Below are 15,630 nucleotides of genomic sequence, written 5' to 3' on the forward strand. Positions count from 1 at the left end.
TCGCGCCTGTGCCTCGCGCCCCCGGTTTCCTGATCCCTCAGCCACGTCGGCACCCTACGTCGTACCCCGGGTAACTTTCCCCGTCCCGACCCCTACCCATGAGTACGAAGCTCCTCTACTCTCCCCATTGCGCCAGTATTCACTGGCAGAGTCGTGCGGACCAGGGAGGCGTCGGGATGACCGAGCACGAGCATGTACGGGTGGCGGTGATCGGGTCCGGGTTCGGGGGCCTCGGGGCCGCCGTGCGGCTGCGACGCGAAGGCGTGACCGACTTCGTCGTCCTGGAACGGGCCGGCACCGTGGGCGGCACCTGGCGGGACAACAGCTATCCCGGCTGCGCCTGCGACGTGCCGTCCCACCTCTACTCGTTCTCGTTCGCGCCCAATCCCGACTGGCCGCGGACCTTCTCCGGTCAGGAGCACATCCGCGCCTACCTGGAGCACGTCGCCGACGTCTTCGGGCTGCGGTCGCACCTCCGCTTCGACTCCGAAGTGAAGATGATGCGCTGGGACGCCCAGCAGCTGCGCTGGGAGATCGAGACGGCGAGCGGGACGCTCACCGCCGACCTCGTCGTCTCCGCCACCGGGCCGCTCTCCGATCCCAAGGTCCCGGACGTCCCGGGGATCGACACCTTCACCGGAGAGGTGTTCCACTCCGCGCGCTGGGACCACGACTACGACCTGCGCGGCAAGCGCGTCGCGATGATCGGCACCGGGGCCTCGGCCATTCAGATCGTGCCGTCCATCCAGCCCGACGTCGCGCGGCTGACGCTGTTCCAGCGGACACCGCCGTGGGTCATGCCTCGCGTCGACCGTGCCATCAGCCCGGCGGAGCGGTGGCTGCACCGGCAGCTGCCGTTCACGACGCAGGCGCGGCGCGGACTGCTGTGGGGCATCCGGGAGTTGCAGGTCCAGGCGTTCACCAAGCGGCCCGACCAACTGGGCCTGGTGGAGCGGCTGGCCAAGCGGAACATCGCGCGCGCCATCAAGGATCCGGCGCTGCGCGCCAAGCTCACCCCGGACTACCGCATCGGCTGCAAGCGCATCCTGCTCTCCAACACCTACTATCCGGCGCTCGCCCGCCCCAATGTGGACGTGGTGGCCTCCGGTCTCGCCCGGATCGACGGTTCCACCCTGGTGGGCGCCGACGGCAGCGAGGCCGAGGTCGACGCGATCATCTTCGGTACGGGTTTCCATGTCACCGACATGCCGATCGCGGAGCGGGTCGTGGGCGCGGAGGGCAGGACGCTCGCCGAGACCTGGAAGGACGGGATGCGGTCGCTGCGCGGCGCCACCGCGGCCGGGTTCCCCAACTGGATGACGATCATCGGGCCCAACACGGGCCTGGGGAACTCCAGCATGATCCTGATGATCGAGTCCCAGCTGAACTACCTGGCCGACTACGTACGGCAGTTGGACGTCCTTGGCGGCCGTGCGGCCCTCGACCCGCGTCCCACGGCTGTCGACGGCTGGAACCACAAGGTCCAGGAGCGCATGAAGCGCACGGTCTGGAACACCGGCGGCTGCAACAGCTGGTACCTCGACGCGAACGGCCGCAACACCACCATCTGGCCCGGTACGACGACCGAGTTCCGCAACGCCACCCGGCGCGTGGATCTCGCCGAGTACGACGTGCTGCGCGCCCCTGAGGCGCCGGTGGCGCCGGCGCCCGGGAAGTCCCGTACGAAGAAGACGGTGGAGGCGGGGGCGTGAGCCGGCTGATGCATGTGGCGAGCGGGCCTTACGCGCCCCCCGTGCCGGCGCGCGTGCTGACCGTGGACTCCCCTGACGGCGCCCGATTGCACGTAGAGGCGCACGGACCCGAGGACGCGCCCCCCGTTGTCCTCGCGCACGGCTGGACCTGTTCGACCGCCTTCTGGGCGGCGCAGATCCGGGACCTCGCCGTCGACCACCGGGTCATCGCGTACGACCAGCGCGGGCACGGGCGCAGTCCCGTGAGCGAGGCGTGCAGTACGGACGCGCTCGCCGACGACCTGGAGGCGGTGCTCGCGGCCACCCTCGCGCCCGGTGAGCAGGCCGTGCTGGTGGGGCACTCCATGGGCGGGATGACGCTGATGGCCGCGGCCGGGCGCCCCCGCTTCCGGGAGCATGCGGCGGCGGTACTGCTGTGCAGCACCGGCAGTTCGCGGCTGGTCGCCGAGTCGCTGGTGATCCCGATGCGTGCCGGGCGGCTGCGGACCCGTATCACTCAGTCCGTGCTGGGTTCGCGGGCGCCGCTCGGGCCGGTCTCGCCGCCGGCCAGGCGGATTCTCAAGTACGCGACCATGGGGCCCGGTTCGTCGCGGGCCATGGTCGACGCGTGTGCGCGGATCGTGCATGCGTGTCCCCGGGGTGTGCGGCACTCCTGGTCGCAGGTGCTCGATCTGCTCGATCTCGACCACGGTGTGCGGGAGTTGCGGATGCCCACCGCGGTGGTGGTCGGTACGGCGGACCGGATGACGCCCGTCGTCCACGCGCGCGCCCTCGTCGCGGCGCTGCCGAACTGTGTCGGTATCACGGAGCTGCCCGGGCTGGGGCACATGACGCCCGTCGAGGCGCCGGAGGCGGTGACCGGGCGGATCCGGGAACTCGTCGGCGTGTATGTCCGGGGACAAGGACACGGGCAGGAGCAGCAGGTGCAGGAGCAGAAAGTGCAGGGAGCTGGAGAGGGGTCGGGGGCGGCTCCGGGGCGGCAAGAGGCGCATGCGCAGGCGCGGGAGGACGTGCAGGCGCCGGTGGACGTGCGAGCGCCGGTGGACGTGCGGGACGAGCTGAAGGAAGCGGGCGCATGAGCAAGGTGAGTCTGGAAGGACAGGTCGCGGTCGTCACGGGGGCGGCGCGCGGTGTCGGTGAGCTCCTCGCGCGCAAGCTCTCCGCGCGCGGCGCCAAGATCGCGCTCGTCGGCCTGGAGGCGGACGCGCTCAAGCAGGTCTCCGAGCGTCTGCACAGTGAGAGCGACCACTGGTACGCCGACGTCACCGATCACGAGGCGATGGCGCGGGTCGCCGAGGAGGTCAAGCAGCGGTTCGGGAAGGTCGACATCGTCGTCGCCAACGCCGGTGTCGCGAACGGCGGTCCCTTCGTGGACTCCGATCCGGTCGCCTGGCGGCGGGTCATCGAGGTCAACCTGATCGGCTCGGCGGTGACGGCGCGCGCGTTCCTGCCGGTGCTGATGGAGAGCCGCGGTTATCTGCTGCAGATCGCCTCGCTCGCCGCCATCACGCCGGCGCCGATGATGACCGCGTACTGCGCGTCCAAGTCGGGGGTGGAGGCGTACGCGCACAGTCTGCGCGCCGAGGTCGGCTACAAGGGCGTGCGCGTCGGGGTGGGGTATCTGTCGTGGACCGACACGGACATGGTGCGCGGCGCCGACCAGGACGACGTGATGCGGGAGTTGCGGCAGCGGCTGCCGTGGCCGTCCAACAAGACGTATCCACTGGGGCCGGCGGTCGACCGGATCGTCGCCGGGATCGAGCGGCGGTCGAGCCATGTGTACGCGCAGTGGTGGCTGCGGGGGATGCAGGGCATCCGCGGGTATCTCCCGGGGCTCATCGGGGCGGTGGGGCAGCGGGAGATGCGGCGGTTCGAGCCGCGGCTGAACGCTGTCTCCCGCGGGCTTGTGGGGGCGGGCGGGGCTGCGGACGAGGAGAAGCGGCAGGGCACTTCACCGTGAGTGACTGATCGAAATGCGCGGTATGTCCGAGCGTGTCAATCTGGTCGAGCCCCGATCCCCTCACCCACTACGGGAGTGAATTCCATGGGCATCAAGGACCAGTTCCAGGACAAGTCCGAGCAGATGCAGCAGCAGGCGAAGAAGAAGTTCGGCGAGCAGCAGGACGAGGCGAGCGAGCGCTCTTCGCAGGGACGCGAAAGTGCCGAGCAGGAGATGGAGCGCGGTGAGCGCACTGCGCGTGAGCGGCTCGACGAGGACTACGACGCCTGACGCTGCGGCCGGCCCTGCCGGAACAGGGGTGCCCTCATGAGTGGGGGCGCCCCTTCGGCGTGCACGTTCCTTGGAGGGGCGTGCGCGTGAGGCGTGGGCGCCTCTTTGAGGGGAGTGCGGGCTGCTGGGGGGCGTGCGCGTGGGGCGTGTGCGCGTCTTGATGGGCGTGCGTGCTGCTCTAGGGGGCGTGCGCTGCTCCTTTGGCGCTCCAGTGGGCGCCTCTGGCAGCGCGCCGCGCCCCGATGGGCGCCTCCGTCAGCGCGCTGCGGCCCGGTGTTCGCTGCTTGGCGCTAGCGCTTCGGTGTCCGGCCCTTCACCCCCCACGCCCGCGCCGTGAGCGCGATCGACCCGTCGGGCGCCGTCGTGAGCGACGTGCGCAACGCCTCGCGTACGCGGTCCCGCAACTCCGGGGGAAGCGCGGCGACGTACCCGGCCGCCGGGCCCTGACCGGCGAGGAACGGCTCCCACAGGTCGGGGAACCCGGCGAAGTGGGTGGGTACTTCGATCGGCGTGACCTTTACGTCGTCCAGTCCCGCGTCCGTCCACAGCGCACGCAAGGGTTCCGGGCGGCACAAGGGGAAGCGGTGTCCCTCGTCGAGTGAGGCGGCCGACGGGTCCACGGACCTCGCCGCGTCCCAGAAGTGGCGCAGGAACGCCATGCCCTCGGCGTAGTCCCAGACGTATGCGCCGATCAGGCCGCCCGGGCGCACGGTTCGTACGAGCTCGGCCAGTGCGGCGGTGGGGTCGGGAAGGAAATTGAGTACCAGGCCGCCGGCGGCCGCGTCGAAGGTCGCGTCACGGAAGGGGAGTGCCTGGGCGTCGGCCACAGCTGTGCCCCCACGTCCCGGCGCGATCGCTGCCGCCGCCACCTCCGCGAACGCCCAGGACCGGTCCACGCCCACCATCAGCTGGGGCCGGCATCGTGTGGTCACCGCGGACGTCAGTGCGCCGGTGCCGCAGCCGACGTCCAGCCACCGCAGGCCGGGGCCCGGGTCCACCCAGGCCGCGAACCGTTCCGCGACCAGGCGGCTCCACCGACCCATGTACCGCTCGTACGCGTCCCCGGCGGCCCAGACGTCGTACTGCCCCGCCGCTTGCGCGCCGTGCGCGCCCCGCGTCTCTCGCATGCCGTGCGCCTCCGCTTCGCTCCATGCGCCCCGCGTGAATCGCATCGGGCGCGCCCCCACTACTCGTTACGCGCCCCCCGACGGCCTACCTGCATGCAGCGCCACCGGGCCAGCGCCCCGCTCCCCGCGTCCCGCGCCCCGCACCAGCGTTCGCGCCCAGCACCAGCACCAGCACCAGCGTTCGCGCTCCGCGCCAACCGCCACCCACGCGCCCCCTTTCCCCGCGCGCGCCCCGCGCCTCTCACGTACCCCGCGCCTCCACTTCGCTCCACACCCCCCGCGCCTCTCGCATGCCGTGCGCCTCCACTTCTCTCCCCACGCCCCACGCCCCACGCCCCGCGCCCATCGCATCCGACGCGCCCCCACCACCCCTCACACGCCCTCACCTCACCTGCCGACCACCTCACCTCCCGACCACCTCACCTCCCGACCACCCCACTCCACATCCCCCACCCCTACCCCCACCCCTACCCCCTCCCAGGCAACCTCGGGCGGCTGCGGTCGGGGATGGATGAGTGGTCGGGGGGAGAGGCTGCGGGGTGGGTGGAGAGGAGGTCGAGGGCCAGGCGGATGGCGTCGTCGAGTTGGGCGTGGCGGCCCTCTGCCCAGTCGAGGGGGGTGCGGAGGATCTCGAGGTCGGGGGAGACGCCGTGGTTCTCGACGGACCAACCGTAGGCGTCGAACCAGGCCGCGTTCATGGGAACAGTGATGACCGTGCCGTCGCCGAGGCGGTGGCGGCCGGTCATGCCGACGACGCCGCCCCAGGTGCGCTGGCCGACGACGGGGCCGAGCTTGAGCAGTTTGAAGGCGGCGGTGATCATGTCGCCGTCGGAGGACGTGGCCTCGTCGGCGAGGGCGACGACCGGGCCGCGGGGGGCGTTGGAGGCGTAGGACACCGGCTGGGCGTTGCGGGTGAGGTCCCAGCCGAGGATCTTGCGGGTCAGTTTCTCGACGACCAGTTCGCTGATGTGGCCGCCGGCGTTACCGCGCACGTCGACGAGGAGTGCGGGCCGGGAGACCTCCATCCGCAGGTCGCGGTTGAACTGGGCCCAGCCGGAGCCGCCCATGTCCGGGATGTGGAGGTAGCCGCAGCGGCCGCCGCTCAACTCGCGGACGACGTCGCGGCGTTTGGCGACCCAGTCCTGGTAGCGCAGGGGGCGTTCGTCGATGAGCGGGACCACGGCCACCCGGCGGGAGCGGCCCTCACCCTCGGCCGGGATGAACGTCAGCTCCACCGTCGTACCGCCCGCGCCCGCGAGCAACGGGTACGGGCCCGTCACCGGATCCACCGGGCGGCCGTCCACGTGGGTGAGGACGGCGCCCTCGCGGATGCCCGAACCGGCGAGTGGGGAGCGGGCCTTGGAGTCGGAGGAGTCGCCGGGGAGGATGCGCTTGAGGGTCCAGTTGCCGTCCCGGCGGACGAAGTTGGCGCCGAGCAGGCCCTGCCAGCGCTGGTAGTGGGGCGGGCCTTCGTTGCGGCGGGCGGCGGAGACGTAGGCGTGGGAGGTGCCGAGTTCGCCGAGGACTTCGCGGAGCAGGTCGGCGAACTCGTCGGGGGAGGCGACGCGTTCGACCAGGGGCCGGTACTGGGCGAGGACCGCGTCCCAGTCGATGCCGCACATGTCCGGGTCCCAGTAGTAGGCGCGGATGATGCGGCCGGCCTCCTCGTACGCCTGGTGCCATTCGGCGGGCGGGTCCACCTCGTGCAGGATGCGGCGCAGGTCGATCCAGACGGTCGAGTCGCCGTCGCCGGACTCCGTGGAGGGGACGGCCCGCAGGTCGCCCTCGTCGACCACGACCAGCCGGCTGCCGTCGCCGCTGACGGCGAACCAGTCGAGGTGGTCGACGAGTTCGGACTTTTTCGCCTTGGCGATGTTGAAGTACTCCAGGGTGGGGCGGCCGGTCATGTCGTCCGGGTTGGCGAAGGTCTCGCCGAGGGCGCCGGAGATCGGCCAGCGCAGCCAGACGAGTCCGCCGCCGGCGACCGGGTACAGCGCGGAGTACTTGGAGGCGGTGACCGGGAAGGGGGTCACCCGGCTCTCCAGGCCCTCGACCTCGACGCTGGTGGCGCTGCCGTCGCCCGGCTCGTCCTCGATGGGGTCCAGGCCGCCGGCGACCGGGCGCCCGTCGGGGTTCAGGGCGAAGGGGGAGGGGGTGGCCGAGGACAGCGGCACGAGGTAGGGGCGGCAGCCCAGCGGGAAGGACAGGTCCCCGGTGTGCACGTCGTACACCGGGTCGAAACCGCGCCAGGACAGGAACGCCAGATACCGCCCGTCCCGGGTGAAGACCGGATTCTCGTCCTCGAAGCGGCCGTTGGTGACGTCGACGATCAGCCGCGCGCCCGGTCCGTCGATCCGGGCCATCTTGATCTGCCGCAGGGAGCGCCCGATGCCGGGGTGCGACCAGGTCAGCCATGACCCGTCGGGCGAGAACGCCAGGTCCCGCACCGGCCCGTTGATGGACTGGATCAGCTCGGTCACCCGCCCGTTCGCCTCGCCGCCCAACACTCCGGCGGCCAGACCGCCCAACCCCCCGGTCCCGTCTATCTCGGACCCCCCGGCCCCATCCCCGTCAGACCGCAGGACCCCGTCCCTCTCAGACCCCAGGGCCCAGTCCCCCTCCACCCCCTCGGTCCCCCCGCCCTCAGCCCCTCCAGCCCCTCCAGCCTCATCAGCCCCGTCAGCCCCGTCAGCCTCCCCCGCCTCCTCAGCCGCATCAATGAGCAGCAGCCGTCCGTCGTGCGAGGCAATCGCGAGCCGTTCACCCTGCGGGTCGGCGACGAGTTCCAGTACGTGGCCCAGTTCGCCGGAGGCGAGCCGGCGGGGCTTGCGGTCGCCGCTGGCGCGCGGCAGGTAGGCGATCTCGACGGCGTCCTCGCCCTCCGCGTCGGTGACGTAGGCGACCTGGCCGCCCGAGCCGAGCATCTCGGGGAGCCGGACCCGTACGCCCGGGGTGTCCGTGATGGTGCGGGCGGGCCCGTCGCGGTGGGTGAGCCAGTAGAGGCTGCCGCGTACGACGACGGCGCCGGCGCGGCCCGTCTCGTCGACGGAGATGCCGTCGATGTGCTGCGCGGCGGGCACCTGGTACCTGCGCCGGCCCGCGCGGGGCCCGCCCAGGCGGATGTCGAGGCGGCGCGGCTGCGAGTCGGGGGAGAGGTCGTCGACGATCCACAGGTCCCCGGCGCACTGGTAGACGACCCGGGTGCCGTCGCTCGCGGCGTGCCGGGCGTAGAAGGCGTCGTGGTCGGTGTGCCGGCGCAGGTCGGAGCCGTTGTGGGCGCACGAGTAGAGGTTGCCGATGCCCTCGTGGTCGGAGAGGAAGGCGATGCGGTCGCCCACGAACATCGGCGAGTGCAGATGGCCGTCGAGACCGTCGAGGATCCGCTGCCCGTGCAGCCACAGCCGTCCCGTCGCACCGCCCCGGTACCGCTTCCACGCGGCCGGCTCGTGCGGCGGGGTGCCGGTGAGCAGCAGCGTCCTGCGCTCGCCCGCGAGGTCGGCGACCTGGATGTCGGAGACCGGGCCCCAGGGCAGCCGGCCGCCGGGGTCGCCCGTGGTGGGGACGTTGTAGGCCCAGGTGAAGTAGGAGAAGGGCTGGCCGTGCGAGGCGACGGCGAGGATGTCGCAGTGGCCGTCCTTGTCGGGGGGTGTCCAGCCGCAGACCCGGGTGTCCGCGCTGCCCCAGTAGGTGAGCCGCCGGCCGGGGCCGCCGTCGACCGGCGCCAGATGGATCTCCGGGACGAGGCTGCGCCAGCTCGTGTACGCGATGTGGCGGCCGTCGGGGGAGAAGCGGGGGTGGCCGACCTTGGTGCGGTCGACGGTGAGCCGCCAGGCGCGCCCCGGGCCGTCGAGCGGGGCCACCCACAGGTCGTCCTCGGTCGCGAAGCAGATCCGGTCGCCGCTGAGGTGCGGGAAGCGCAGGTATCCGGGTGCGTGCTCCCCGGGGGTCGCCTTCTCGTACGCGTCGCTCACCTCCCCATGCTTTTCCGCCCGGCGGCCCCCGGCAACTCGTGCCAGGGAAACCAGCGCCCCACCGGTGAGAGGTGACCCGTGACACAGCACACGTACGAAACGGTTTCGTTTCGCAGGTTCTCAGGGTATGTTCAGAGAGGTAAGAACCGGCACAGGAACCAAGCAGTCGAAGCAGAGGAAGGTGAGTGGGATGACTGAAGCCGCAACGGTGCGTCGCAGTCGGATCACGCCCGAGCGCGAAGCCGAGTTGTACGCGGCTGTGCTCGATCTGCTTCGAGAGGTCGGCTACGACGCCCTGACGATGGACGCCGTCGCCGCCCGTACGCGGTCCAGCAAGGCCACGCTCTACCGCCAGTGGGGCGGCAAGGCCGAGCTGGTGGCGAGGGCGATGCGGCACCAGAAGCGGGCCGATTTCACCAACCTCGACACCGGATCCCTGCGGGGAGACCTGCACGCGCTCGTCCTGCGCGCGGACGACTGCCAGATGGAGCAGGACTCCGCGCTGATGCGGGGTCTGGCCATGGCGATGCACGGGAACCCCGATCTGCTGCGCGCCTTCCGGGAGTTGCTCATCGAGCCGGAGGTGGAAGAGATGCGCGTGGTGCTGCGACGCGCCATCGACCGGGGCGAAGTCCGCCCGGACAACCCCGCGATGGCCTACGTCGTGCACATGATGGTCGGCGGCTTCGCGGCCCGGACCATGATCGACGAACTGCCACCGACGCAGGACTTCCTCACCTCGTACATCGACGCCGTCGTTCTCCCCGCGCTCGGCGCCTGATTCCCTCGACCCCCTCTCAAGTCCCAGCTGTTCAAGTGAAACCCTGAAGTCTTGACCCACCTGACGCGACCGCTCACGTCGTCGGGCTGATCCCTGCTGCCGTCCCCCACGCCCAGCGGGGATCTCACCAGCCCTTTGTCGTCCCACGACCTGACCGGGAGTACGCCCTCGTGGCCACGTTCCTCTACAAACTCGGCCGACTCGCCTTCAGGCGACGGCATTTCGTCGCCCTGATATGGGTGGCCCTCCTGACGCTCGCCGGCGTCGGAGCGGCCTCCGCCCCCACCGCGGGGACCAGTTCTTTCTCGATCCCGGGCACCGAAGCCCAGAAGGCCTTCGACCTGTTGGAGCAGCGCTTCCCCGGGATGAACGCCGACGGGGCGACCGCACGCGTCGTCTTCCAGGCGCCGAGCGGCGAGAAGATGGCGGACGCGGCGAACAAGGCCGCCGTCGAGAAGACCGTCGACGAGCTCGGCGACGGCTCCGAGGTCACCTCCGTCACCGACCCGTTCAAGGCCAAGTCCATCAGCAAGGACGGCACGATCGCGTACGCGCAGGTGTCGTACAAGGTCTCCGGCATGGAGCTGAAGGACGCCACCAAGGACGCGCTGAAGGAGGCCGCGCAGGACGCGCGGGGCTCCGGGCTGACTGTCGAGGTCGGCGGTGACGCGCTCCAGGCCGTGCCCGAGACCGGGTCCACCGAGATCATCGGTATCGCGGTCGCCGCGGTCGTCCTGGTGATCACCTTCGGCTCGCTGATCGCGGCCGGACTGCCGCTGCTGACCGCGCTGGTCGGCGTCGGCATCGGCGTCTCCACCATCGCCGCCCTGGCGAACGCGCTCGACCTCGGTACCACCACCTCCACGCTCGCGATGATGATCGGCCTCGCGGTCGGCATCGACTACGCCCTCTTCATCGTCTCCCGCTACCGCGCCGAACTGGCCGAGGGCCGAGAACGCGAGGAGGCGGCGGGACGCGCCGTCGGCACGGCCGGATCGGCGGTGGTCTTCGCGGGCCTGACCGTCGTGATCGCCCTGGTCGGCCTGGCCGTCGTCAACGTTCCGATGCTCACGAAGATGGGTGTCGCGGCCGCCGGTACGGTCGCCATCGCGGTACTGATCGCGCTCACCATGATTCCCGCGCTGCTCGGTTACGCGGGCCGCAAGGTGCAGCCCGCGGGCCGGAAGAGCCGGCTGCTCGGCGGCGGACGCAAGAAGGCGCAGCAGGCCGCGGCCGGAGAGCGCCCCAACATGGGTACGCGCTGGGCGCGTTTCGTCGTCCGCCGGCCGCTCGCCGTCCTGCTCCTCGGTGTCATCGGCCTGGGTGCCGCCGCGATCCCGGCGGCCTCGCTGGAACTGGGTCTGCCGGACGACGGCTCGCAGCCGACGTCCACCACCCAGCGCCGCGCCTACGACCTCCTGTCGGAGGGCTTCGGACCCGGCTTCAACGGTCCGCTGATGGTGGTCGTGGACGCCAAGTCGAGCGACGCCCCGAAGGACGCCGTCACCACGGTGTCCAACAAGGTCAGGGACCTCGACGACGTCGTGTCGGTCACCCCGGCGACGTACAACAAGGCCGGTGACACGGCCATGATCAACGTGATTCCGGACTCCAAGCCGTCCTCGACGAAGACCGAGGACCTGGTCCACGCCATCCGTGACTCGGGCGGCACGGTCAAGTCCAACACCGACGCGAACGTGCTGGTCAGCGGCTCGACGGCGATGAACATCGACTTCTCGCAGAAGCTCAACGACGCGCTGGTGCCGTATCTGGCGCTCGTCGTGGGTCTGGCCTTCCTGCTGCTGATCGTGGTCTTCCGCTCGATCCTGGTCCCGCTGAAGGCGGCCCTCGGCTTCCTGATCTCGGTGCTGGCCGCGCTCGGCGCCGTCGTCGCGGTCTTCCAGTGGGGCTGGCTGTCCGGGCTGATGGGGGTCGAGGAGACCGGTCCGATCATGTCGATGATGCCGATCTTCATGGTCGGTGTGGTCTTCGGTCTCGCGATGGACTACGAGGTGTTCCTCGTGACCCGGATGCGGGAGGCGTACGTCCACGGGGAGCGGCCGGGGCAGGCCATCGTGACCGGCTTCAGGCACAGCGCCCGCGTGGTCACCGCCGCCGCCGTCATCATGATCGCCGTCTTCTCCGGCTTCATCGGCTCCAGCGAGTCGATGATCAAGATGATCGGCTTCGGCCTCGCCATCGCCGTCTTCTTCGACGCCTTCATCGTCCGGATGGCGATCGTCCCGGCCGTGCTCGCCCTGCTGGGCAAGTGGGCCTGGTGGCTGCCGAAGTGGCTGGACCGCGCACTGCCGAACGTCGACGTCGAGGGCGAGGCCCTGCGCGCGCAGGACGCCGGTGCCGCCAAGGACGGGGACGAGGACCGGGAGTTGGTACGGGTCTGACCCGACCGCCCCTCTGACCAGACCGCCGGTGAGCGCCCCCTCACCGGCGGTCGCCTTTTTCCAGCGGTACGTCCGCCCAGACCGTCTTGCGCGGCGGCGGGCCCGGAGTGACACCCCAGCGGTCGGCGAGCGCGGCCACCAGGAGCAGCCCCCGGCCCGACTCGGCGTCCGGGGGCGCCTGTTCGGGCAGCGCGGGCAGACGGTCACCGCGCGTGTCCGTCACCTCGATCCGGAGCGTGGCGCCGACCACGTAGAGCGTCAGGCGGAAGTCGCGGCCCGACACCCGGCCGTGGGTCGCCGCGTTGGCCGCCAGTTCGGCGACGATCTGGCCCGCCGGGTCCAACGGGAGCTCCCAGCAGCGCAGTTGCTCGACGGCGAGTAGCCGGCCGAGGCGGGCGCCGCGGGGCGTGGGGGACAGCAGGACGCTGAAGTTACGGATGGGGTGGCCGAGTTGGGGCCGCGCCCCGACGGTTTCCTGATTCACGTCACTCAGCGTGGCGGACCTTGCCTACTCTGAGCGGTGATCACGCCGGTGCGTACGGGGACTGTCCGGTCGTTGTCCCGTTCTGTCCCGGCTGTCCCGGGGGCCGTACGGGTACGGGTGCGCGTTGGAGGTGGGTGGGTATGAACAGCGAGGGTGCGGACAAGCCCGGGTGGGACGTGAGTCCGGAGGACGAGATCGCTCCGGTGGTGGAGTCGACTGGCCGTCAGATCAAACTCTGGCGCGAGGCGGCCGGGATGCGGGTGGCCGACTTCGGGGAGGCCATCGGATACGGCGAGGACCTGATCCGCAAGGTGGAGCGCGGGGCGCGGATTCCCCGCGCGGAGTTCCTGGACCGGGCGGACGAGGCGCTGAACGCCGGGGGCCGCATCAGGGCGTTCCGGGAGGACATGGAGAAGGCCCGGTATCCCAAGAAGGTACGCGAGCTGAAGATGCTGGAGGAGCGGGCGGTTGAGCTGGTGGCCTACGGGGACCACAACCTCCACGGCCTTCTGCAGACGGAGGAGTACGCCCGGGCGCTCTTCGAGATGCGGCAACCGGCGTATTCGCGTGACGAGGTGGAGCGAGCGGTATCAGCACGCATGGCACGTCAGTCGATCTTCGAGCGGGAACCAGCCCCTGCGCTCATCTTCGTTCAGGAGGAGGTGACCCTGCGGCGCCCACTCGGAGGGAGAATGGTGCTGCGCCGGCAGCTTGAACGGCTGTTGGAGGTAGGGAAGTTGCGGAACGTCACGATTCAGGTGATGCCGACAGACCGCGAGGAGCATGCCGGGATGCAGGGTGAGACCCAGGTGCTGAAGTTCGAGGACGGTACGGCCGTGGGGCGCTCCGAGGGTGCCTTCAACAGCCGCCCGGTTTCCGAACCCAGGCAACTGCGAATCCTGGAATTACGGCATGGCATGATCCGGGCGCAGGCTCTCAATCCCCGGGAGTCGGCGGCCCTCATCGAGCAAGTGCTGGGAGAGACATGACCCTTAAGCCCTCTGCCGAGGACGGCTCCGAGCTGAAGTGGCGCAAGAGCAGCTACAGCGACAGTAGTAATAGCAGCGAGTGCGTCGAGGTCGCCCCCACCCCCACCACCATCCACATCCGGGACTCCAAGAACACCTACGGCCCTCGCCTCGCCGTGGAACCCACCACGTGGACGGAGTTCGTGGCGTACGTCTCGGGCAGCTGAGCCTGACGTAGGCGCCAAAGGGGCGCCGACGCCTTGGCGCTACCGCGCGAGAAGGGCGCTTACGGTCTTGCCGTCGGGCATCCGGCGGCTCACCGCGGTGGCGAGGGCGAGGCGATTGACCATGGGCCAGCCGAAGCCTCCGGTGCCGCCGTTCAGGTCGGGGGTGCGCATGCGCGGAGCTTGCGGGCTGGGGTCATGCACGGCCACCTCGATGCTGTCCGGGTGCGCGGTCAGGTCCAGGGTGCAGGTGCCGCCGCCGTGGCGCAGAGCATTGGTGACGAGCTCCGAGACGACCAGGACCACGGTGTCGGCAGCCTCGGCTGCGATCGGATGGCCGAGACCTTCGAGGAAGCCCCGGGCGCTCCTGCGTGCGCCGGTCACGGACGTCGCGGAGCGGACGGTTGCGACGTTGACGCTCAAGGTGTCCATCAGGTCTCCCTGGTCTCTGGATCGTCCATTCCCGGTCCCGTCTGCGCGGTGGTTGTGCCCCGGTCGACGGCCCGTCAACCGGGCCGGGGGGACGGCTTCGCACCTGTTCGCGTCACTGTTCGAGACCGATTGCCTCATCGGCGAGCGATCGGAAATCTATGTTGGCCGGGGTAGACATTGGTGAGCCGTGTGGTTATGGTTTCTCTCGTAGCCGAGATCAGCAAGGCCCGGGCAGACACGAACTGCCGGGCAGCAGTAACGCAGTTGCAGTGCGCAGGACGGTGCGGTGGTGGAGTTTCGAAGCCAGGGTTGTTGCAGGACGGCGACGGGACTGACGACCGGACCGGGTGGCCCGCGGTGATCAGGGGCCGCCGTGAGCAAGACCGCAGTTGTCGCGGTGGCATTACTCAGTTCGCAGTACCCCGCAGTGAAGTCAGTGAGCAGCACCTCGGTGAAGGCGTCGGCTGCGGACGCGCGCACCGGGAAGTTCGGCAGTGGGGTTCCAAGCCAGAGCGGACGCATGACGGGCGACGGGGCTGGCTGCCGAAGAGTGGTGCTGTCGCAGGCCACTGAGCAGTTCGCATCACCAGCATGTGCGGTAGAGCAGTACGCAGTCCCCAGTTCGGCAAGTAGTTGATCACCGAGGGAAGAACGGAGGAGCCGAGCGCCATCTGGATCGCCCGGGCGGACGTCTTGAGCCCGGGTACCGCAGGACATCGATAGTGGGGTGGTCTCCGGTCAAGCAACCGCGATCCCAGCACACCCGACAGCATCTCGGTCGGGTCTGCGGACACAGTAGGCCGGCGCAGTATCAGGGCCGGCGGATGGTGTAGCAGTTCCTTCGGGGCCCTGGCGCAATGGCGCCAGGGCCCCTCAACGCGTTCCACAGAGAGGTGCAATGACAGCAGACGACTCGTTCGGCCGTCTCGATGACGACGACTATCCCGCGTACACGATGGGCCGGGCCGCCGAACTGCTCGGCACCACCCAGGGCTTCCTCCGCGCCATCGGCGAAGCCCGCCTCATCACCCCGCTCCGCTCCGCAGGCGGACACCGCCGCTACTCCCGCTACCAACTGCGCATCGCCGCCCGCGCCCGGGAACTCGTCGACCAGGGCACTCCCATCGAGGCCGCCTGCCGCATCATCATCCTCGAAGACCAGCTCGAGGACGCCCAGCGCATCAACGCCGAACACCGCCGCGCCGCCGAATCGGCGAACCCAACGGTCGCGGTCTGAGGCGGCTGCCCCGAGGCCCCCGGCGGCTTCGCGACTGCAGCCCACGCATGCTGCCCGGGACG

General features: G+C 70.5%; 13 protein-coding genes. 9 read left to right on the forward strand and 4 right to left on the reverse strand.

Annotated elements, in window-relative coordinates:
- The first annotated feature begins 176 nt into the window (after window positions 1–176).
- The 4 genes from ACFWM2_RS13820 (at window position 177) to ACFWM2_RS13835 (ending at window position 3,942) form a co-directional block, all read left to right on the forward strand.
- On the forward strand, window positions 177–1,712 hold the full coding sequence (locus tag ACFWM2_RS13820; protein WP_383277799.1) for a flavin-containing monooxygenase: 1,536 nt from the start codon (window positions 177–179) through the stop codon (window positions 1,710–1,712).
- On the forward strand, window positions 1,709–2,791 hold the full coding sequence (locus tag ACFWM2_RS13825) for an alpha/beta fold hydrolase (RefSeq protein ID WP_383277802.1): 1,083 nt from the start codon (window positions 1,709–1,711) through the stop codon (window positions 2,789–2,791). Before ACFWM2_RS13820 ends, ACFWM2_RS13825 begins: the two co-directional genes overlap by 4 nt.
- The gene (locus ACFWM2_RS13830) at window positions 2,788–3,672 is read left to right on the forward strand and encodes an SDR family oxidoreductase (RefSeq protein ID WP_383277805.1); all 885 of its coding nucleotides are present in this window, start codon (window positions 2,788–2,790) and stop codon (window positions 3,670–3,672) included. The genes ACFWM2_RS13825 and ACFWM2_RS13830 overlap by 4 nt, the downstream gene beginning before the upstream one ends.
- Before the next feature lie 84 nt (window positions 3,673–3,756).
- A complete protein-coding gene (locus ACFWM2_RS13835) occupies window positions 3,757–3,942 on the forward strand; it encodes a hypothetical protein (RefSeq protein WP_383277807.1) in 186 nt (61 codons plus the stop codon).
- 290 nt (window positions 3,943–4,232) lie between these two features.
- Here ACFWM2_RS13835 and ACFWM2_RS13840 read toward each other — a convergent pair whose 3' ends face one another.
- Together ACFWM2_RS13840 and ACFWM2_RS13845 are read right to left on the reverse strand one after the other, a co-directional pair.
- Window positions 4,233–5,069 (reverse strand): class I SAM-dependent methyltransferase, encoded by an 837-nt coding sequence (locus ACFWM2_RS13840; protein WP_383277810.1) that lies wholly within the window; start codon window positions 5,067–5,069, stop codon window positions 4,233–4,235.
- A gap of 467 nt (window positions 5,070–5,536) precedes the next feature.
- Window positions 5,537–9,040 carry a S41 family peptidase gene (locus ACFWM2_RS13845; protein WP_383277813.1) on the reverse strand — a complete coding sequence of 1,168 codons (3,504 nt, stop codon included), beginning with the start codon at window positions 9,038–9,040 and terminating at the stop codon, window positions 5,537–5,539.
- A gap of 190 nt (window positions 9,041–9,230) precedes the next feature.
- On the opposite strand from ACFWM2_RS13845, the gene ACFWM2_RS13850 reads away from it, so the two are divergent.
- Together ACFWM2_RS13850 and ACFWM2_RS13855 are read left to right on the forward strand one after the other, a co-directional pair.
- Window positions 9,231–9,821, forward strand: a complete 591-nt coding sequence (locus ACFWM2_RS13850) for a TetR/AcrR family transcriptional regulator (protein ID WP_383277816.1) — start codon at window positions 9,231–9,233, stop codon at window positions 9,819–9,821.
- Window positions 9,822–9,991: 170 nt separating this feature from the next.
- Entirely contained in the window at window positions 9,992–12,223 is a 2,232-nt protein-coding gene (locus ACFWM2_RS13855) for an MMPL family transporter (RefSeq protein ID WP_383277819.1), read from the forward strand.
- A 40-nt stretch (window positions 12,224–12,263) separates the two neighbouring features.
- On the opposite strand, the gene ACFWM2_RS13860 is transcribed toward ACFWM2_RS13855, so the two are convergent.
- On the reverse strand, window positions 12,264–12,707 hold the full coding sequence (locus tag ACFWM2_RS13860) for an ATP-binding protein (RefSeq protein ID WP_383277822.1): 444 nt from the start codon (window positions 12,705–12,707) through the stop codon (window positions 12,264–12,266).
- A 140-nt stretch (window positions 12,708–12,847) separates the two neighbouring features.
- Here ACFWM2_RS13860 and ACFWM2_RS13865 point away from each other — a divergent pair, with 140 nt between their 5' ends.
- Both ACFWM2_RS13865 and ACFWM2_RS13870 read left to right on the forward strand, forming a co-directional pair.
- Window positions 12,848–13,696: a helix-turn-helix domain-containing protein gene (locus tag ACFWM2_RS13865; protein WP_383277825.1), complete on the forward strand. Its 849-nt coding sequence runs from the start codon at window positions 12,848–12,850 to the stop codon at window positions 13,694–13,696.
- A complete protein-coding gene (locus ACFWM2_RS13870; RefSeq protein ID WP_383277828.1) occupies window positions 13,693–13,902 on the forward strand; it encodes a DUF397 domain-containing protein in 210 nt (69 codons plus the stop codon). Before ACFWM2_RS13865 ends, ACFWM2_RS13870 begins: the two co-directional genes overlap by 4 nt.
- A 39-nt stretch (window positions 13,903–13,941) precedes the next feature.
- On the opposite strand, the gene ACFWM2_RS13875 is transcribed toward ACFWM2_RS13870, so the two are convergent.
- Window positions 13,942–14,331, reverse strand: coding sequence for an ATP-binding protein (locus ACFWM2_RS13875; RefSeq protein ID WP_383277831.1), 390 nt, complete (start codon window positions 14,329–14,331; stop codon window positions 13,942–13,944).
- A gap of 898 nt (window positions 14,332–15,229) precedes the next feature.
- Here ACFWM2_RS13875 and ACFWM2_RS13880 point away from each other — a divergent pair.
- Window positions 15,230–15,568 (forward strand): MerR family transcriptional regulator, encoded by a 339-nt coding sequence (locus ACFWM2_RS13880; RefSeq protein ID WP_383277834.1) that lies wholly within the window; start codon window positions 15,230–15,232, stop codon window positions 15,566–15,568.
- The last annotated feature ends 62 nt before the right edge of the window (window positions 15,569–15,630 follow it).

Origin of the sequence: Streptomyces sp. NPDC058371, assembly GCF_042723265.1 — a bacterium.
In the GTDB taxonomy this organism is placed as follows: domain Bacteria; phylum Actinomycetota; class Actinomycetes; order Streptomycetales; family Streptomycetaceae; genus Streptomyces.